The organism is Burkholderia sp. NRF60-BP8 (assembly GCF_001522585.2).
Taxonomy (GTDB): Bacteria; Pseudomonadota; Gammaproteobacteria; order Burkholderiales; family Burkholderiaceae; genus Burkholderia.
Window position 1 is genome coordinate 1,039,582 of the sequence record NZ_CP013372.1, and the last position, 18,108, is coordinate 1,057,689.

The window sequence follows — 18,108 nt, forward strand, 5'->3', positions numbered from 1 at the left end:
CGACGCTGCGGTTCGGGTTGCGCGGCCGCGGCGTGGCCGGTCGCCGGCGCAATTTACAGCGCGCCCCGATGTCCGTATCCTGCCGGTTGCCGAGGGCGGCGTGCCGGTGTGTCATGCACGGCACGCCCGGCATTGACGACATCGGGAACGGAACACCTTCCAATGAAAACCGGAATCGGTCGGCCCGCGCGCCTGCGCGGCGCGTGTGTATCGCTGGTCGCCGCGCTGGCGGGCGGATGCGCGAACACGGGGCCACGGAACGCACCAACGGCGGCCGCGGGCGGCGGCTCGTCGTACACGTGCAATCCCACGCAGGCCAACGGGCAGGCGTCGGCCGGGCGGGGCGCGAACGGATGCTATTTCGTGCTGCACGACCCCGCCACCAGGCAGGCGCTGCCGAACACGCGCTATGCGTTCGCGCTTTACACCAGCGCCGCCCAGGACAGCCGGGAACTCGAAGTCGAAGGCGCGACCGACGCGCAGGGGCGCACGCTCTACATGCGTTCCGACGCGCCGATCGATGCGGCGCGCATGGTGCTCGTCCGCACGATCGGCGACGGCCCGACGGGACGCATTCCGGTGCTGGTCCGTCCGACGGACGGCAAGCGCGTTCCGTTCGCGCGGTACAAGGTGACGGGCTGCAACGGGCCGTACGAAGGCGTGACCGACGAAACGGGGCGCGGCGTGATGTATCGCTGCAAGACACAGTCCCGGATCGACGTGTCGTTCTATCGGTCGCGTCCGTAGCGCGAAACGGATGATGTCCGTATCCGGCCGCGCTGCAGCCCGGCACATCGAGACGCTGATCGCAAAGGGCGTCGTCTTTACCGTCGTGGGCACGTGCATGCTGATCGGCGTCGCCCTGTATGCGCAGTCGACGCGTGAGTTCCTGCGCACGTCGGTCGTCGTGCCGGGGCGCGTCGTCAAGCTGAACGCGGGACCGCATCATCCGGAGATCGCGTTCACGACGCTCGCGGGCGAGCATGTCGAATATCCGCAGGGCGGCGACGTCAGCGTCGAGGACGGCGCGACGGTCGAGGTGCGCTATGCGCCGGACGCGCCGGAGATGACTGCGCGGATGAACACGTTCGGCGCGATCTGGGGCGATGTGCTGACATTCGGCGCGATGGGGTTGGTCTCTTTCGTCGTCGGTGTCGGTCAGTTGCGGTCGGGCGTGCGTGTGTGGCGCAGCGGGCGCAAGCGGGAGTGACCGCCTGCTGCGCGCTGAAACGCGTCGAATCCGGCAAGCAGAACATCATGAAACGCACGTGACACTATGGGCCGATCCGGTTGTCGCGCACACGATTGCGTGTGCGGCGTCGCAGTATGTTGCCTCGTTACTTCACAGGACATTCCCGCATGACAATTCGCTTGATACCGTGGCTCGTCGCGATCGGCGCTGCATTCGCGGGCTTCCCCGCGCACGCGGCCGGCACCGCGCATTCGCTCGACCAGGTGCCCGGGAAGCTCGGTTCGCCCGAAGCACGCGCCGCGTACGCGCGCGACATGAGCGGCGCGGAAGCGGACGGTTTCGGCGTGCACCTGCCGCCCGGCTTCACGAAGGAGAGGCTGGTGGCGCAGCTTGCCCCGGGCCAGCCGCTTGCGCGTGTCGTGCTGGTCGGCGCGAAACCGTGGCCGCAGCGCCCTGGCGCGTTCGTCGCGATCGTCTGCGTGGCGCCGACCGACGAGTCTGCGCGCGAGGTGCTGCGATTCAGTGCGCCGACCGATTGCGAAGGCTTCGAGAGCCACGCCGACGCCGATGACCGGAAGGAGCTGGTCTGGCTGGGCGTGTTCGAGCGCGGTCCGGACGGCGTGCCGCGCCTCGTCGCGCGCACCGAAGAGCCGCTCGAACAGGCGACCGACTGGAGCAACACGAATCTCGACAGACCCGACTACCTCGAGCAGACGAAGCAGTCGCGCGATGTCGCGTTACGGCCCGAGCGGTGGTCGCGGTTCGATCTCGCGCCGTACACGCTGCGGGCGGGCGATGCCGCGTTCGGGGTACGGGCGGGCTGGTCGATCGGCTATTCCGGCGGCGGCGCATCGTTCGAGGCGTTGTACCTGTTCCGGATCGACGGCAAGACGCTGCGCGTCGTGTTCGCCCAGCCGATGATGTTCTACCGGGATATCGCCGGCGACTGGCATCGCGACGGCACGCGCGATCACGACATCACGGAAGGCAGCAATGCGCTGAGCGTGCTGTCGACGTCGACGGACGGCTTCCACGACTTGCAGTTGCGCGAGCGCGGCGGCAAATGGCGCCGGACGTTTCGCTGGTCGGCGACGGATGGCGAATATCAGCCGCGCTGACGCACCGGCCCGTTAGCGGGCGGGGGCCGCCGCCGTCGCGAATTCGTCGACGACCGCCTCGATCACCGCCTGCACGCGCGCGGTCTTGTAGAGATCGGCATGGGCGACGAGCCACACGTCGAAATGATTGCACCGCTGCGGCATGAGTCGCACCAGTTCCGGCTCGGCGTCGGCGCGGAAGCACGGCAGCTCCGCGATGCCGAGCCCTGCCAGCGCGGCTTCCACCAGCATCATCGTCGACGAGGTCTGGAACATCACGCGGCCGCGTGAAGTCGGCTCGCCGCACAGCGCGTCCCACATCGTCGGCACCACCGGCTGCTGATACATCACCAGATCGTGCCCGTCGAACGCGCTGCCCGCGACCGGTTCGCCGCGTTCGGCCAGATAGCGGTGCGATGCGTAGATGCCGGTTTCGAGATGCCCGAGCCGCCTGACGATCAGGTCCGGCGATTCCGGCCGCAACGTGCGAATCGCGAGATCCGCTTCGCGGCGCGTGAGGTTGGTGATTTGCGCCGACGTCACGCACACGACGTCGATGCCGGCATGCCTGCGCCGCAAGCGGGCGATCGCGGGAACGACGAAGCGCTTGCCGAGCGTGTCGGTCGTGGCGACGCGCACGGACCCGGCGAGTTGCTCGTCGAGCCCCATCACGCGGCGTTCGATCGTCAGCGACGCCCGCTCCATCGTTTCGGCCGGTTCGAGCAGCGCTTCGCCCGCGGTCGTCAGCACATAGAGGGACGGTGTGCGGAGAAACAGCCGGGCCGAGAGTTCGTCCTCGAGCGCGGCGATCCGGCGCCCGACCGTCGCCTGGTCGACGTTCAGTTGCGCCGCGGCGCCGCGCAGCGTGCCGGTGCGCGCCAGCGCGAGGAAGAAGCGGGCGTTGTCCCAGTTCATCAGAATGTGCTCCGAGAAACCCCGCCATCGATGGCGGGAAGGCAAGGCGTGCGGTTGACAGGCAGGTTCTGCCACGGGTCGGGATCGCCTGCATGATTCTTGTCTACCGCTACCGGGTGAAGTCGCTCAACGGACAATCGGGCAGCCAGCGGCGGGCGGCATCGAATGATGCAAATCTGCATCAGGCAAATGCGAAATTATCACTTTTCCGCATCAGGCGCGCGGTCCTAGACTCCCGGCATCTGCCTGGAGGTGTCATGTCCGATTGCCATTCCGTTTCCGTTCCTGTCGCCGCGGCGGCGCCGAGCCGCCCGACGGCGCGCGAGCAGCGCTGGACGCTGGCGCTCGTCGCGGTCGGCATGTTCATGGCGGTACTCGATTCGACGATCGTCAACGTGGCGCTGCCGGCGATGCGCACGAGCCTCGGCGCGACGGTCGCGGAGCTCGCGTGGATCGTCGACGCGTACACGCTCAGCTTCGCCGCGCTGATTCTCGCGGGCGGCGCGCTGTCCGACCGGTTCGGCGCGAAGCACGTGTATCTCGCCGGGCTGGCGCTGTTCGTCGCCGCGTCGGCGGCGTGCGGCGTCGCGTCGTCGGTGGCGGTCCTCGTGGTCGCGCGTTTCGGGCAGGGCATGGGCGCTGCGCTCTTCTTGCCCGCGTCGCTCGCGATCGTGCGCAGCACCTTCGACGTGCCGGCCGAGCGGGCGCGGGCGATCGCGGTGTGGGCCGGCATCGCGTCGGTCGCGGTCGCCGTGGGGCCGGTGCTCGGCGGGATCCTGGTCGACGATTTCGGTTGGCGCAGCGCATTCCTGATCAACGTGCCGACCGGCGCCGTGGCTTTTGCCGGCGCGGCGGCGCTCGTCCGGGCATCGGCCGCGCAGGACGTGCGCCGGTTCGACTGGGCCGGCCAGTGCGTCGGGGCGACGGCGCTCGGTGCGCTGTGTTTCGCGGTGATCGAACTGCCGACGCGCGGCGTGGGCGCCACCGAGGTCCGGTGCGCGCTGCTGATCGCCGCGCTCGCCGCCGCCGTGCTGGTCGTGGTCGAGCGGCGTGCCCGCGATCCGATGGTGCCGCTCGCATGGTTTCGCAACCGCATCTTCGTCGCGATGAACCTGATGGGCAGCCTCGTCTATGTCGGGTACTTCGGGCTGCTGTTCGTGCTGAGCCTGTACCTGCACGGGCGCTTCGGCATGAGTGCGCGGCAGACGGGGCTGACGCTGTTGCCGTTCGCGCTGAGTCTGTCGCTCGGCAATCTGCTGTCGGGAAAACTGCACGGCCGGGTGCGTCCGGTCACGCTGATGGCGAACGGCCTCGCGATGGCGGCGCTGGCCGTTCCCGCGATCGCGCTTGCGCTCGCGCTGCGTGCGCCGTGGCCGGCGGTCTGGACGGCCATGGTCGCATTCGGCACCGGGACCGCGCTGTCGGTGGCGCCGATGATCGCGACGGTGCTCGAACAGGTGCCCGCCGACGCGGCGGGCGTGGCATCCGGGTTCCTCAACGCGGCACGGCAGGCCGGCAGCCTGCTCGGCGTGGCCGTCGCAGGCGCCGCGACGATCCTGTTGCCGGATCCGACCGATGCGCTGTGGGCAGTCGCGGCGCTCGGCTGCGTCGCCTATGCGATTGCCGCGCTGGCTGCGCGGACGGCAGATCGCGCGCAAGCCGCGCAGCCGCGCCGTTGACGCACGAGCGGCAGGGGCGTGGCGCAGTGGCCGGCAAGCCGCTGCGCACGCGCATGCGGCGGCGCGGCTGGACGCGCCGCGGAATGTGGAGGACCATTTCCTCGTCATGCCGCGAGCGGGCGGGCGCGACGGTCACGCGTTCGCCTCGCCGCGCCACCTGTCGAACCCCGTCCAGCGGAGCCCCATGGAACCCGATCAACAGACCGCCGATCCGATCCTGCTGCGCGACACGCACGACGGCGTCGTCACGCTGCGCCTGAATCGCCCGCAGCAGTTCAACGCGTTGTCCGAAGCGTTGCTCTCGGCCCTGCACGATGCGTTCGATACGCTGGCTGCCGATCCGCACGTGCGCTGCGTCGTGCTGGCGGCCGAAGGCAAGGCGTTCTGCGCCGGCCACGACTTGCGGCAGATGCGCGGCAAGCCCGAACTCGACTACTACCGCACGCTGTTCGCGCAGTGCAGCCGCGTGATGCTCGCGATGCGCGCGTTGCCGGTGCCGGTGATCGCGCGCGTGCACGGCATCGCGACGGCGGCCGGCTGCCAGCTCGTCGCCGCGTGCGACCTCGCGATCGCGGCCGACACCGCGCGCTTCGCGGTGTCCGGCATCGACGTCGGGCTGTTCTGCTCGACGCCGGCCGTCGCGCTGAGCCGCAACGTCGCGGCCAAGCGCGCGTTCGACATGCTGATGACCGGGCGCTTCGTCGATGCGGCGACGGCCGCCGCGTGGGGACTCGTCAACGAAGCCGTGCCCGAGGACGCGCTCGATGCGGCTGTCGCGCGCAAGGTCGCGGAGATCGTCGCGAAGAGCCCGGCCGCGGTGCGGGTCGGCAAGCAGATGTTCTATCGTCAGCGCGAGATGCCGCTCGACGAAGCGTATGCGTACGCGGGCGACGTGATGGCACGCAACATGATGGAAGAGGATGCGGGCGAGGGCATCGACGCGTTCCTCGACAAGCGGAAGCCGACGTGGCGTTCGTGATGTTTCGCCGGAAGGGGGCACGGAGCGCATCGGCGCCCGTCGTTGCACGACGCGCAACGACGTACCGCGTCGTCGCCGGTGCGCGTGAGCGGGCCGCCGGTATGTAGCGCGACAGGTGCGGCGGTGCGCTCGCGTATCACCGAACCGCCGAACCGCCGAACCGCCGAACCGCCGAACCGCCGAACCGCCGCCGGTCAGCGCCCGTAGCTGCCGGTCCGCGGCGCCGGCTGCACGCTCGACGCGCCGGGTGGCACGATCACCACCGGCACGCGGCGCGCGAGCGCGCACATCAGCTCGTAGCCGATCGTGCCGCTGGCTTCCGCGACGTCGTCCACCTTCACCTGGTCGCCCCACAGCTCGACGCTCGAGCCGATGCCCGCGTGCGGGCACGGCGTCAGGTCGACGGTCAGCATGTCCATCGACACGCGGCCGACGACGCGCGTCATCACGCCGTCCACGGCGATCGGCGTGCCGGTCGGCGCGTGGCGCGGATAGCCGTCCGCGTAGCCGCACGCGACGACGCCGATCCGCATCGGCCGGTCGGCCGTGAAGCGCCGGCCGTAGCCGACGGTCTCTTCGGGGGCGAGCGTCTGCACGCCGATGATCCGGCTGGTCAGCGTCATCGCGGCCGTCAGCGGCGTGTCGGCGATATGGCGCGACGCGCCCGTCGGCGAAGCGCCGTACAGGATCGTGCCGGGACGCACCCAGTCGCGGTGCGCGTGCGGGTGCCACAGCACCGCCGCCGAATTCGATACCGAGCGCTCGCCCGGAATCCCGGCCGTGGTCGCGTCGAACTGCTCGAGCTGCCAGTCGACCTCGCCTTCGTCGGCGTTCGCGAAATGCATCATCAGCGTGATCTTGCCGATCGACGGCGCGCGCGCCGCGCGCTCCCAGGCGGCGCGGAACGCGGCCGGCCGGTAGCCGAGCCGGTTCATCCCGGAATTCATCTTGAGCTGGATGTCGATCGGCTGCCGCGGCTTCGCGGCGATCAGCAGGTCGAGCTGTTCGTCGCAGTGCACGGCGACCGTCAGCCGGTGGCGATCGGCCAACTCGACGTCGGCCGGCTCGAAGATCCCTTCGAGCAGCAGCACGGGCTTGTCCCAGCCGAGCTCGCGCACGCGCACGGCTTCGTCGAGATCGAGCAGCGCGATGCCGTCGGCGGCCGCGAGGCCCGGGTAGATCCGTTCGATGCCGTGGCCGTACGCGTTGGCCTTGATCACGGCCCACACGCGCGATTGCGCAGCGGTGCGGCGGATGAAGTCGAGGTTGTGGCGGACGGCGTCCGGGCGGATATGGGCGACGATGGGACGGGGCATGGCAAGGGCTCGGGTCGGATGTCGTTCGGCGCACGGCGGCGCGGAGGAAACGGCGGGCTTGGCGCGACCGCGTGCCAAGCCAGTGTTGAGCGCTATCTTATTGGTGATCGACCAGTTTTAATTAACGTATTTGTCGACGATTTGGTGGAAATTTTGGTGTCATAGCAGGCCGGGCTCGTTGCCGGCGGCCTGCGCGGCCGAGTCTCCCGTCTAGAAAACCGGTGCGCGAACGGCACGGCGCGATGCTAAGCTCTCGGCGATCTTGTCATTGTTCAATGTAATCATAATGGAGGAGACCTGGATGACGACGTCCCAGCTGTGCCTGTTCATCGTCGCATTGTTGCCGTTCCCGATGACGTTTCTCGCCAAGGCCCGCAAGGGCTACGACAACCGCGCGCCGCGCGCGTACCTGGCGAAGCTCGAAGGTTGGCGCGCACGCGCCCAGGCCGCTCATCAGAATGCGTGGGAAGCGCTTGCGCTGTTCACGGCCGCGCTGGTGGTGGCATGGCACAACGGCGCGAACGTGCATCGCGTCGACCAGCTCGCGATCGCGTTCGTCGCGATCCGCATCGTCTATGCGCTGATGTACCTGCTGAACTGGGCGTCGCTGCGTTCGCTCGTGTGGTTCGGCGGGATGGCGTGCGTCGTCGCGCTGTTCTTCGCGACGCCGTAAGCAGCCAGGCGACGCGACGCCGGCCTCGCATGCCGGCCCGTCAGGCGCCGCTCGTGCCTCGCGCGTGACTGTCGTTGGATGCGGGCGCAACCATTTTCGAGACGAACGGCGGCGCGTTCGCTTCACTGCGCAGGAACGCGATCAACGGATCGAGCAGCCGGTGCCGCGTCGACGGATGGCGGCGCAGCACGAAGCGCCACGACGCGTCGCGCGCGAGGCCCGGCACCAGCGGCACCAGGCGCCCGCTGCGCAGTTCGGGCTCGATCAGCGGCACGCGGCCGAGCGCGATGCCCGCGCCGCCGACGGCCGCGCCGATCACCTGGCTGAAACTGCTGTAGCGGACGATCTTCGTCTCGAAGTCGCTCGGCAGGCCGAATTCCGACGCCCAGTTGCGCCAGTCGATCTCGGGGTTGTCCTCGTGCATCTCCTGCAGCAGCCGCGAGCGGCATACGTACCCCGATGCGTACGGAAACAATTCGGGACTGCACACCGGAAACACGGTTTCCCGCATCAGCACGTCGTCGTCGGCCCGCAGCCGGTGCGCGGGCACGTGCACGATCGCCAGATCGACGCCGCTGCGCGCGAAATCGGGCTCGTCGTCGAGCACGACCGCGTGCAGCGGGGTGTCGGGATGAAGCGACGAGAATTCCGCCAGCCGGCGCGCGAGCCACATCGACGAAAACGGCGCGTTGGCGGAGACGGTGAGCCGTTGCGCGGTGCCGCGAATCTCGGCGCACGCGTCGGTGAGACGCGACAGCGCGTCGCCGACGGCCGGCAGCAGGCGCGCCCCGGCCGGCGTGAGGCTGATGCCGCCGAGCCCCGTGCTGCGTTCGAGCAGCCGTGCGCCGAGCGATTCCTCGAGCGAGCGGATCTGATGGCTGACCGCGCTGGTCGACACGTTCAGCTCGACCGCCGCGCGCGCGAACCCGCCGAGGCGAACGGTCGCCTCGAAAGCACGCAATGCGCTGAGGGGAGGTAGGTGCGACATGCGGGGTATTGTAGTTGACTCAACACCCGTTGAAAAATCATCTTTTGCCGCGCGCGGGCGGCGCGGGTAGCCTCGATCCGGTCAAGAACAACGCAACGAAACACCGACTGGAGGGCTTCATGTATTTCGACCGACGACTATGGGCGATGATGGCGGGACTGCGCTGGCGGGTGGCGGCGGCCGTCGCGCTCGGGCTGCTCGCGATGGGTGTCGGCATCCTGCGCTTCGTATTTCTCGGTCGCGTGCTGGCGCTGGTTTTTTCCGGCGCGCCGGCGCGCGACATCGGCGAGGCCGTCGCTGCAACGGCGGCTTGCGTGCTGCTGCGTGCCTGGCTCGATCATCGCCGCACGGTGCTCGCGCAGCATACGGCGGGCCGCGTGCAGGCGACGCTGCGCGCGCGGCTGTTCGACCGGATCGCCGCGCTCGGCCCCGCATGGTTCAACGGCGAACGCACGGGCGGCGTCATGCTCGCCGTCGTCGACGGCGTCGAGCAGTTGCAGACTTTTTTCGGCGTTTACCTGCCGCAGCTCGTGATCGCCGCGTGCGCGCCGCTGATGATCTTCGCGGTGCTCGCGTGGTGGGACGTACCGACGGCCGCGATCCTGTTGGTCGCGGCGCTCGTCACGCTGGCGCTGCCGCAGCTCGTGCATCGCGCCGACAAGCGGGCGGCGCTCGCCCGTTCGGCCGCGTTCAAGGCGTTCGGCGAGGAGTTTCTCGACGCGGTGCAGGGCCTGCCGACGTTGAAGGCGTTCGGACAGAGCACCGCGTTCGGCGCGAAGCTGGCAGCGAAGGCGCGCGCGCTGTCGGACAGCACGTTCTGGGTGCTCGCGCTCGGCCTGCTGACGCGGTTCTTCACGGATCTCGGCACCGGCCTCGGCGCGGCCGCGGCGATCGCGGTGGGCGCGTGGCGTGTGCGGCACGGCGACATGAGCCTTGAAGCGCTGCTGATCGTGCTGATGGCCGGCAGCGAGATCTTCCGGCCGCTGCGCGACCTGCGTGCGGTGCTGCATCAGGGGATGATCGGCCAGTCCGCGGCGCATGCGATCCATGCGCTGCTCGACGCGGGCAGTCGGGCGCCGGCCGCCGACGCGCCGCGGGTGGCGGGCCTGCGGCCGGAGATCGCGTTCGACGACGTCAGCTTCGCGTATCCGGGGCGCCGCGCGGAGGCTCATGCGGCGCTGAGTTTCTCGGTGCGCGAGGGCGAGACGGTGGCGATCGTCGGGCCGAGCGGGGCCGGCAAGTCGACCATCGTACGCCTGCTGCTGCGCCAGCACGACGCGCAAGGCGGTGCGGTCCGGATCGGCGGCCACGACGTGCGTACGCTCTCGGCCGACCAGGTACGCGACATGATCGCGGTCGTCGCGCAGGACGCGACGCTGTTCGACGGCAGCGTCGCCGACAATCTGCGGCTCGGCCGCCCGGACGCCAGCGACGCGGACATGATCGCGGCCGCGCGCGCGGCCAACGCGCACGATTTCATTTCGGCGCTGCCCGACGGTTACGCCACGCGCATCGGCGAACGCGGGCTCATGCTGTCGGGCGGCCAGCGCCAGCGCATCGCGATTGCCCGCGCGCTGCTGCGCGATGCGCCGATCCTGTTGCTCGACGAGGCGCTGTCGTCGGTCGATGCGGAGAACGAAGCGCTGATCCAGCAGGCGCTCGACCGGCTCACGCACGGACGGACGACGCTCGTGCTCGCGCACCGGCTGTCCAGCGTGATCGGCGCCGATCGTATCCTGGTGCTCGACCAGGGGCGGGTGGTCGACGAAGGGACGCATGCGGCGCTGATCGCGCGCGACGGCCCGTATCGACGGCTGATGGGGCCGCAACTGGAAGCGGTCGCCGAATCCGTCGGCGCGACGGCGGCCGCCGGTGCGACCGCGCGCGCGTCGTCGGGCCCGCAGGTGCGGCCGCTGAACGACGATGCGGCGACGATCGGTTGGCCGGAAACGTTGCAGACGTTGCTGCGCTTCGTGCGTCCGTGGAAGGCCAAGGTGATGCTGACCGTGCTGTTCGGGATCGGCCGCGTGCTCGCATTCATCGGCGTCGGCGTGATCGGCGCACGGGTGGTCGGCGCGGTGCCGACGGGGCAGGTCGGCAGCGGGCTCGTGGTCGCGCTGCTCGCGATCGCGCCGGTCGCGGCCGTGCTGCACTGGCTCGAATCCTGGCTCGCGCACGACATGGCGTACCGGCTGCTCGCGGAAATGCGCATCGCGCTGTTCGCGACGCTCGAACGGCTCGCGCCGGCCGGACTGCTGCACCGCCGTTCCGGCGATCTCGTGTCGCTCGCGACGCAGGACGTCGAGACCGTCGAATATTTCTACGCGCATACGCTGGCGCCGGCTTTCGTCGCGGTGCTCGTGCCGACCTGTGTGCTGGCGTTGCTCGTGTCGGTCGCGTGGCCGCTCGCGCTCGTGCTGTTGCCGTTTCTGCTGTGGGCGGGGCTCGCACCGGTGCTGGCGCGGCGCGACGTCGACCGGCTCGGCACCGGTGCGCGCGAAGCGCTCGGCCAGCTCGGTGCGCACCTGACCGAAACGATCCAGGGGCTCGCGGAACTGACCGCGTTCCAGGTGATCGCGCGCCGGCGCGCGGCGTTCGTGGCCGAGGTCGATGCGTACCGCCGGCAGCGCGCGAAGCTGCTCGACGATCTGTCGTCGCAAAGCGCCGCGCTGGAAGTCGCGAGCGGGCTCGGCGGGCTGGCGGTCGCGGCGCTCGGCGCGTGGTTGTGCGCACGCGGCGGGTTCCCGCGCGAATCGTTGCCGCTATTGGTGCTGGTCGCGGTGGCCGCGTTCATGCCGGTGGCCGAAATCGGCCAGGTCGCGCGCCAGCTGGCCGACACGATCGCCTCGACGCGCCGCTTGCGCGCGCTGGAGAAGGAGCCCGTGACGGTGACCGACGGCGCGCACGCGATGCCCGGCGATGCGACGGTGCGGCTCGAGGCGGCGTCGTTCACGTATCCGGGGCGCAGCGTGCCCGCGATCGATCGCGTGAGTTTCGAGGCGCCGCCCGGCAGCACGGTCGCGCTGGTCGGCGCATCGGGCGCGGGCAAGTCGACCGTCGCGAGCCTGCTGCTGCGCTTCTGGGATCCGCAGCAGGGCCGCGTGACGCTCGGCGGCGTCGACCTGCGCGACCTGCGGCTCGACGACCTGCGGCAGCACATCGCGCTCGTTGCGCAGGATACCTACCTGTTCAACGACACGCTCGAAGCGAACATCCGGCTCGCCGCGAACGACGCATCCGACGCGGACGTGCGGCGCGCGATCGATCACGCCGCGCTCGGCGACTTCGTCGCGCGGCTGCCGGACGGGCTCGCGACGCGCGTCGGCGAGCGCGGCGTGCAGTTGTCGGGCGGCCAGCGCCAGCGCGTGGCGATCGCGCGCGCATTCCTGAAGGATGCGCCGGTGCTGATCCTCGACGAGGCGACGTCGCACCTGGACACGATCAGCGAGCAGCAGATCCGCGCGGCGCTGGAGGACCTGATGGCGCAGCGCACGTCGATCGTCATCGCGCACCGTCTGTCGACCGTGCGCCATGCCGACCTGATCCTCGTGATCGAGCAGGGCATGGTGGTCGAGGCCGGACGCCATGCGGACCTGATGGCGCGGCAGGGCGCGTATGCGCGGCTCGTGTCGCATCAGGCGAGCGGGGTCGCGGCGTGAGCGACGCGGCATCGGCGCGTTGCCCGTTGGCCGAGCGTTGCGTCACCTGCATTGAATCGAGCCGGCGGTTGTCGGCGTGACGCGCACGACCGTTCCGGCACGGCGCGCCATCTTCCGCCCCGCGCCGCGCCACGATCCGGCGGGGCATTGTGCTCCGCCATCCTCCCGCTTTCCTCCGATCTATCCGCGCCGCGCGGCCCGGGTTTGTCTCGATGCATTTATCTGTTGCGGACTTTTTTGGCGTCGTAGTATCGCCATTGACAACACTTGTTGCACTAATGTCTAATTAGACATCGCATGTTGCGGTGTGACTCGATGTCGTCGTTCCGCCGGCCCGTCGGCCGGTTACATCGCTCAATCATGCGGAGAGAAACCATGAGTCGCCGTTCCTTCCTGAAAGCCGTCGCGGTCGTCGCCGCGCTCGGCGCCAGCCTCGCGCACGCGGACACCAAGACGCTCGTCGTCGGGACCGATACGTCGTTCATGCCGTTCGAGTTCAAGCAGGGCGACAAGTACGTCGGCTTCGATCTCGACCTGTGGGCCGAGATCGCGAAGGACCAGGGCTGGAAATACACGATCCAGCCGATGGATTTCGCGGGCCTGATTCCGGCGCTGCAGACGCAGAACATCGACGTCGCGCTGTCGGGGATGACGATCAAGGAAGAGCGCAAGAAGGCGATCGACTTCTCCGCGCCGTATTACGACAGCGGGCTTGCGGCGATGGTGCAAGCCGGCGACACGTCGATCAAGTCGATCGACGACCTGAACGGCAAGGTGATCGCCGCGAAGACGGGCACTGCGACGATCGACTGGATCAAGGCGCACCTGAAGCCGAAGGAGGTCCGCCAGTTCCCGAACATCGACCAGGCTTACCTCGCGCTCGAAGCCGGCCGCGTCGACGCGGCGATGCACGACACGCCGAACGTGCTGTTCTTCGTGAACAACGAAGGCAAGGGCAAGGTGAAGGTCGCGGGCCAGCCGGTCAGCGGCGACAAGTACGGGATCGGCTTCCCGAAGGGCAGCGCGCTGGTGCCGAAGGTCAACGCGTCGCTCGTGAAGATCAAGGCCGACGGCCGCTACGCGCAGATCTACAAGAAGTGGTTCGGCGCCGAGCCGCCGAAGATGTGAGCGTGACGGCGCATCGGCGCGCGGCCCCGGGGCCGCGCGGGTCTTGAATCGAACGGGGAGCGACAAGTGAATTTCGATTGGTCGGCGATCTGGGCGGCGTTGCCGGACCTGATGGACGGGGTCCGGTTGACGGTGTTCATCGCATTTTTCGGGCTGGTGGGCGGCTTCGTCGTCGGGATGATCGCGGGCATGTTCCGCGCATACGGACCGAAGGCGATGAACGTGCTCGCACAGGTCTATATTGAATTGATTCGCGGCACGCCGATCGTCGTGCAGGTGATGTTCCTGTATTTCGCACTGCCGCTGCTCGCGCATATCCGCATCGACGGCCTGACGGCCGCGATCATCGCGATCACGGTGAATTCCGGCGCGTATCTCGCGGAAGTGGTGCGCGGCGCGCTGCTGTCGATCCCGAAGGGGCTGACGGAAGCGGGGCTCGCGATGGGGCTGTCGATGCCGCGCGTGCTGTTGAAGATCGTCGGGCCGCTGGCGTTCCGGCGGCTGATTCCGCCGCTCGGCAACCAGTGCATCGTGAGCCTGAAGGACACGTCGCTGTTCATCGTGATCGGCGTGGGCGAGCTGACGCGCAAGGGGCAGGAAATCATCGCGGGCAATTTCCAGGCGGTCGAGATCTGGAGTGCGGTGGCCGTCATCTACCTGATACTGACCGGTGCGATGACGCTGACGCTTCGTCTCGTCGAAAAGCGGATGAAAATCTTATGAGCATGATCGAATTCCAGAACGTGTCGAAGAGCTTCGGCCATGTGCCGGTGCTGAAGAACATCGACCTGAAGATCGACGCGGGCGAGGTGGTCGTCGTGGTCGGCCCGTCGGGCTCGGGCAAATCGACGATGCTGCGCTGTATCAACGCACTCGAGAAAATCACCGGCGGCGAGCTGCTGGTCGACGGCCAGAGCGTGCGCGGCAACGCGGCGACGATTCGCAACATCCGGCTCGAAGCCGGCATGGTGTTCCAGCAGTTCAACCTGTTTCCGCAAATGACCGCGCTCGAGAACGTGATGTTCGGGCCGATGCAGGTGCGCGGCGCGTCGCGCGCCGACGCACGTGACCAGGCGATGGCGCTGCTCGACAAGGTCGGCCTCGAATCGCGCGCGAATCATTACCCGTCGGAGCTGTCGGGCGGCCAGCAGCAGCGCGTCGCGATCGCGCGCGCGCTCGCGATCCGGCCGCGACTGATGCTGTTCGACGAGCCGACGTCGGCGCTCGATCCGGAATTGCGCCACGAAGTGCTGAAAGTGATGCAGGATCTCGCGACCGAGGGGATGACGATGATCGTCGTCACTCACGAGATCGGCTTCGCGAAGCGGGTCGGCACGCGGCTGCTGTTCATGGATCAGGGCGGCATTGCCGAGGACGGCCATCCGGCCGACCTGATCGACCGGCCGCCGACGCCGCGCCTGAAGGAATTCCTGAAGCACGTATCCTGAACGAAACCGAAACACCCGACATGCCGCTTTCCCTTTCACCCGTCATCGCCGGCACGCCGTTCGACATCGGCGTGCGCCTCGGCGAGCTTGCGCGCCCCGTGTTCCATCCGTACATGCAGCAGAGCAGCGCATGGGAGGCCGTGCGCCGCTGGCGCGGCCATCCGTTCGTCGCTGCGCTGCGGCAGGCCGCGCTGGCCGCGTACCCCGACCTCGTCGCGGAACTGGACGGGATCGCGGCGGGCGTCGGCTGGCCGGCCGAGGACATTTTTCTGTGGAATTGCCGCGGCGAGCTGATTCACAACGCGCCGGACGGCTGCACGACGCTCGCCGCGCGCGGCGCGGACGGCGCGCGCTGGATCGCGCACAACGAGGACGGCGATCCATACCTGCGCGAACGTTGCCTGCTCGTCGACGTGCAACCCGCCGGCAAGCCCGGATTCGTCAGTTTCTATTACCCCGGTTCGCTGCCGGGGCATACGTTCGCCGCGAACCGCGCCGGCATCGCGCAGGCGATCAACAACCTGCGGATCCGCACGCCGGCGCCGGGCGTGCCGCGCATGATCCTCGCGCGCGCCGTGCTCGACGCGACGTCGCTCGACGCGGCCGCCGACGTGCTGCGCACGCATGCGCGCGCGAGCGGTTTTCATCACACGCTCGGTGCGACCGGCGATGCGCGGCTGCTGAGCATCGAGGCGAGCGTCGCGCGCTGTTCGGTCGTCGACGTCGCACGGCTTGCGGGCCATGCGAATCATCTGGTGCATCCCGGTTGCGATGCGGAAGCGCAGATCGTCACGCAATCGTCCGGCGATCGCCAGCAGCGCGTCGACGCGCTCACGCGCGACATCGACGCGATCGACGAAGCCGCGCTGCTGCGCGTGCTCGGCGATCGTGCGCCGGAAGGACTGCCGATCTATCGCGACGATCCGGCCGACCCCGACGACGAAAACACGCTGGCGACCGCGGTGTTCGCGATTCGCGACACCGCGATCGACTTCACCGTTCATCAACACGGCACGCAGCGCTTCGCGACGCGCATCGTGCCGTCCGGACGCGCACACCGCGCATCCTGATCCATGAGGCCACGCATGACGACCGTTTTCCATCGCGCCCCGCGCGCCACCTTGCCCGTTGCCGTCGCAGGCGACGGCATCGAGATCATCGATTCGACCGGCAAACGCTATATCGACGCGTGCGGCGGGGCGGCCGTATCGTGTCTCGGCCACAGCAACCCGCGCGTGATCGACGCGATCAAGCGGCAGGTGCAGCAACTGCCGTACGCGCATACGTCGTTCTTCACGACGGACGTGGCCGAGGAACTGGCCGACCGGCTCGTCGATGCCGCGCCGGCCGGGCTCGAGCACGTGTACTTCGTGTCGGGCGGTTCCGAGGCGATCGAGGCCGCGCTGAAGCTCGCGCGCCAGTATTTCGTCGAGAAGGGCGAGCCGCAGCGGCGTCATTTCATCGCCCGCCGCCAGAGCTATCACGGCAACACGCTCGGCGCGCTCGCGATCGGCGGCAACGCGTGGCGGCGCGAGCCGTTCCTGCCGCTGCTGATCGAGGCGCATCACGTGAGCCCGTGCTATGCGTACCGCGACCAGTTGGCGGGCGAAACCGACGAAGCGTATGCGCAGCGCCTCGCGGACGAGCTCGAACGCAAGATCGTCGAACTCGGTGCGGAAAACGTCGCGGCGTTCGTCGCGGAAACGGTGGTGGGCGCCACGGCCGGCGCGGTGCCGCCGGTGCGTACCTACCTGAAGAAGATTCGCGCGGTGTGCGACAAGTACGGCGTGCTGCTGATTCTCGACGAGATCATGTCGGGGATGGGGCGCACGGGCTATCTGTATGCGTGCGACGAAGACGGAGTCGCGCCCGATCTGCTGACGATCGCGAAAGGGCTCGGCGCGGGCTACCAGCCGATCGGCGCGACGCTGGTGAGCGACCGCATCTACCGGACGATCGTCGACGGTTCGGGCTTCTTCCAGCACGGTCATACCTACCTCGGCCATGCGACGGCGTGCGCGGCGGCGCTCGAAGTGCAGCGCGTGATCGCGGAGGAGAAACTGCTCGACAACGTGAAGGCGCGCGGCGAGCAGTTGCGTGCGTCGTTGCGCGAGCACTACGGCGCGCATCCGCATGTCGGCGACGTGCGTGGCCGCGGGCTGTTCGTCGGCGTCGAGCTCGTGCGCGATCGCGACACCAAGGCCACGTTCGATCCCGCGCTGAAGCTGCATGCGGCGGTCAAGCGCGAAGCGATGCAGCGCGGGTTGATGGTGTATCCGATGGGTGGCACGATCGACGGCGTGCACGGCGATCACATCCTGGTCGCGCCGCCGTTCGTCTGCACCGCGCAGCAGATCGACACGATCGTCGAACGGCTGTCCGGCGCGATCGGCGCGGCGCTCGCGTCGGCCGGCGCATGAACCTCGATCTCGGCGAATTTGCACCATGACGAACAGACTGCCTCCTTTCGATCCCGCATCGGCCACCGACGAACAGAAGGCCGTGCTCGCCGACATCCTCAGCGGCCCGCGCGGCAACCTGAACGGGCCGTTCCTCGGCTGGATCGCGAGCCCCGAACTGGCCCAGCACGCGCAGAAGCTCGGCGCGTTCTGCCGCTACCGCACGGGGCTGCCGCTGCGCCTGTCGGAGCTCGCGATTCTCGTGACGGCCGCGCGTTGGCGCTCGCAGGCCGAGTGGCACATCCATCATCCGATCGCGCTCGATGCCGGCTTGCCGGCGGCAACCGCCGACGCGATCCGGCGCGGCGTCGCGCCGGCCTTCGAATCGGACGACGACGCGCTGATCCATGCGTTCGCCACCGAGCTGTACGACACGCGCCGCGTGAGCGATGCGACGTTCGCACGTGCCGAGGCGCGCTTCGGCCACGAGACCGTGGTGAACCTCGTCGCGCTGCTCGGCTATTACGCGCTCGTCGCGATGACGCTCAACACGTTCGGTATGCGCGCAGACGGACAAACTGATTTGCCGTTTCCGGAATAATCGCCGCCGGCGCGTGCGTCGGCGGCATGCCGCG

Annotated in this window: 16 protein-coding genes; 13 read left to right on the forward strand and 3 right to left on the reverse strand. The window is 69.0% G+C overall.

Going from position 1 to position 18,108, the window contains the following annotated elements:
• The first annotated feature begins 162 nt into the window (after window positions 1-162).
• The 3 genes from WS54_RS04845 (at window position 163) to WS54_RS04855 (ending at window position 2,310) form a co-directional block, all read left to right on the forward strand.
• A complete protein-coding gene (locus WS54_RS04845; RefSeq protein ID WP_059783871.1) occupies window positions 163-747 on the forward strand; it encodes a hypothetical protein in 585 nt (194 codons plus the stop codon).
• Between the two features lie 10 nt (window positions 748-757).
• Complete coding sequence (locus WS54_RS04850; RefSeq protein WP_059783869.1) at window positions 758-1,210, forward strand: DUF3592 domain-containing protein; 453 nt, start codon at window positions 758-760, stop codon at window positions 1,208-1,210.
• 149 nt (window positions 1,211-1,359) lie between these two features.
• The gene (locus WS54_RS04855) at window positions 1,360-2,310 is read left to right on the forward strand and encodes a hypothetical protein (protein WP_059783868.1); all 951 of its coding nucleotides are present in this window, start codon (window positions 1,360-1,362) and stop codon (window positions 2,308-2,310) included.
• A 12-nt stretch (window positions 2,311-2,322) separates the two neighbouring features.
• Here WS54_RS04855 and WS54_RS04860 read toward each other — a convergent pair whose 3' ends face one another.
• On the reverse strand, window positions 2,323-3,204 hold the full coding sequence (locus tag WS54_RS04860; protein WP_034205084.1) for a LysR family transcriptional regulator: 882 nt from the start codon (window positions 3,202-3,204) through the stop codon (window positions 2,323-2,325).
• 257 nt (window positions 3,205-3,461) lie between these two features.
• Between WS54_RS04860 and WS54_RS04865 the strand changes: the two genes are divergently transcribed.
• Window positions 3,462-4,883: an MFS transporter gene (locus WS54_RS04865; RefSeq protein ID WP_059783867.1), complete on the forward strand. Its 1,422-nt coding sequence runs from the start codon at window positions 3,462-3,464 to the stop codon at window positions 4,881-4,883.
• A gap of 184 nt (window positions 4,884-5,067) precedes the next feature.
• Window positions 5,068-5,862: an enoyl-CoA hydratase gene (locus WS54_RS04870; protein WP_059785059.1), complete on the forward strand. Its 795-nt coding sequence runs from the start codon at window positions 5,068-5,070 to the stop codon at window positions 5,860-5,862.
• A 194-nt stretch (window positions 5,863-6,056) separates the two neighbouring features.
• Here the strand turns inward: WS54_RS04870 and alr are convergent, their stop codons facing one another.
• Window positions 6,057-7,178 (reverse strand): alanine racemase, encoded by a 1,122-nt coding sequence (gene alr, locus WS54_RS04875; RefSeq protein ID WP_059783866.1) that lies wholly within the window; start codon window positions 7,176-7,178, stop codon window positions 6,057-6,059.
• Window positions 7,179-7,479: 301 nt separating this feature from the next.
• On the opposite strand from alr, the gene WS54_RS04885 reads away from it, so the two are divergent.
• Complete coding sequence (locus WS54_RS04885) at window positions 7,480-7,851, forward strand: MAPEG family protein (RefSeq protein ID WP_034205081.1); 372 nt, start codon at window positions 7,480-7,482, stop codon at window positions 7,849-7,851.
• Window positions 7,852-7,891: 40 nt separating this feature from the next.
• On the opposite strand, the gene WS54_RS04890 is transcribed toward WS54_RS04885, so the two are convergent.
• Entirely contained in the window at window positions 7,892-8,839 is a 948-nt protein-coding gene (locus WS54_RS04890; RefSeq protein WP_034205080.1) for a LysR family transcriptional regulator, read from the reverse strand.
• A 119-nt stretch (window positions 8,840-8,958) separates the two neighbouring features.
• Between WS54_RS04890 and WS54_RS04895 the strand changes: the two genes are divergently transcribed.
• The 7 genes from WS54_RS04895 (at window position 8,959) to WS54_RS04925 (ending at window position 18,074) form a co-directional block, all read left to right on the forward strand.
• Complete coding sequence (locus WS54_RS04895) at window positions 8,959-12,498, forward strand: ABC transporter ATP-binding protein/permease (protein ID WP_059785055.1); 3,540 nt, start codon at window positions 8,959-8,961, stop codon at window positions 12,496-12,498.
• A gap of 375 nt (window positions 12,499-12,873) precedes the next feature.
• The gene (gene glnH / locus WS54_RS04900) at window positions 12,874-13,626 is read left to right on the forward strand and encodes a glutamine ABC transporter substrate-binding protein GlnH (RefSeq protein WP_034205078.1); all 753 of its coding nucleotides are present in this window, start codon (window positions 12,874-12,876) and stop codon (window positions 13,624-13,626) included.
• A gap of 66 nt (window positions 13,627-13,692) precedes the next feature.
• Window positions 13,693-14,349 carry a glutamine ABC transporter permease GlnP gene (glnP, locus tag WS54_RS04905; protein WP_059500780.1) on the forward strand — a complete coding sequence of 219 codons (657 nt, stop codon included), beginning with the start codon at window positions 13,693-13,695 and terminating at the stop codon, window positions 14,347-14,349.
• On the forward strand, window positions 14,346-15,074 hold the full coding sequence (glnQ, locus tag WS54_RS04910) for a glutamine ABC transporter ATP-binding protein GlnQ (protein WP_034205076.1): 729 nt from the start codon (window positions 14,346-14,348) through the stop codon (window positions 15,072-15,074). The genes glnP and glnQ overlap by 4 nt, the downstream gene beginning before the upstream one ends.
• A 20-nt stretch (window positions 15,075-15,094) precedes the next feature.
• On the forward strand, window positions 15,095-16,144 hold the full coding sequence (locus WS54_RS04915; RefSeq protein WP_059783864.1) for a C45 family autoproteolytic acyltransferase/hydolase: 1,050 nt from the start codon (window positions 15,095-15,097) through the stop codon (window positions 16,142-16,144).
• A 15-nt stretch (window positions 16,145-16,159) separates the two neighbouring features.
• A complete protein-coding gene (locus WS54_RS04920; protein ID WP_059783862.1) occupies window positions 16,160-17,494 on the forward strand; it encodes an aspartate aminotransferase family protein in 1,335 nt (444 codons plus the stop codon).
• 25 nt (window positions 17,495-17,519) lie between these two features.
• Window positions 17,520-18,074 carry a carboxymuconolactone decarboxylase family protein gene (locus WS54_RS04925; protein ID WP_034205073.1) on the forward strand — a complete coding sequence of 185 codons (555 nt, stop codon included), beginning with the start codon at window positions 17,520-17,522 and terminating at the stop codon, window positions 18,072-18,074.
• Window positions 18,075-18,108 lie beyond the last annotated feature (34 nt).

Coding starts and splice junctions, on each gene's coding strand:
- WS54_RS04845 (WP_059783871.1), top strand. CDS start 163: ATGAAAACCGGAATCGGTCGGCCCGCGCGCCTGCGCGGCGCGTGTGTA.
- WS54_RS04850 (WP_059783869.1), top strand. CDS start 758: ATGATGTCCGTATCCGGCCGCGCTGCAGCCCGGCACATCGAGACGCTG.
- WS54_RS04855 (WP_059783868.1), top strand. CDS start 1,360: ATGACAATTCGCTTGATACCGTGGCTCGTCGCGATCGGCGCTGCATTC.
- WS54_RS04860 (WP_034205084.1), bottom strand. CDS start 3,204: ATGAACTGGGACAACGCCCGCTTCTTCCTCGCGCTGGCGCGCACCGGC.
- WS54_RS04865 (WP_059783867.1), top strand. CDS start 3,462: ATGTCCGATTGCCATTCCGTTTCCGTTCCTGTCGCCGCGGCGGCGCCG.
- WS54_RS04870 (WP_059785059.1), top strand. CDS start 5,068: ATGGAACCCGATCAACAGACCGCCGATCCGATCCTGCTGCGCGACACG.
- alr (WP_059783866.1), bottom strand. CDS start 7,178: ATGCCCCGTCCCATCGTCGCCCATATCCGCCCGGACGCCGTCCGCCAC.
- WS54_RS04885 (WP_034205081.1), top strand. CDS start 7,480: ATGACGACGTCCCAGCTGTGCCTGTTCATCGTCGCATTGTTGCCGTTC.
- WS54_RS04890 (WP_034205080.1), bottom strand. CDS start 8,839: ATGTCGCACCTACCTCCCCTCAGCGCATTGCGTGCTTTCGAGGCGACC.
- WS54_RS04895 (WP_059785055.1), top strand. CDS start 8,959: ATGTATTTCGACCGACGACTATGGGCGATGATGGCGGGACTGCGCTGG.
- glnH (WP_034205078.1), top strand. CDS start 12,874: ATGAGTCGCCGTTCCTTCCTGAAAGCCGTCGCGGTCGTCGCCGCGCTC.
- glnQ (WP_034205076.1), top strand. CDS start 14,346: ATGAGCATGATCGAATTCCAGAACGTGTCGAAGAGCTTCGGCCATGTG.
- WS54_RS04915 (WP_059783864.1), top strand. CDS start 15,095: ATGCCGCTTTCCCTTTCACCCGTCATCGCCGGCACGCCGTTCGACATC.
- WS54_RS04920 (WP_059783862.1), top strand. CDS start 16,160: ATGACGACCGTTTTCCATCGCGCCCCGCGCGCCACCTTGCCCGTTGCC.
- WS54_RS04925 (WP_034205073.1), top strand. CDS start 17,520: ATGACGAACAGACTGCCTCCTTTCGATCCCGCATCGGCCACCGACGAA.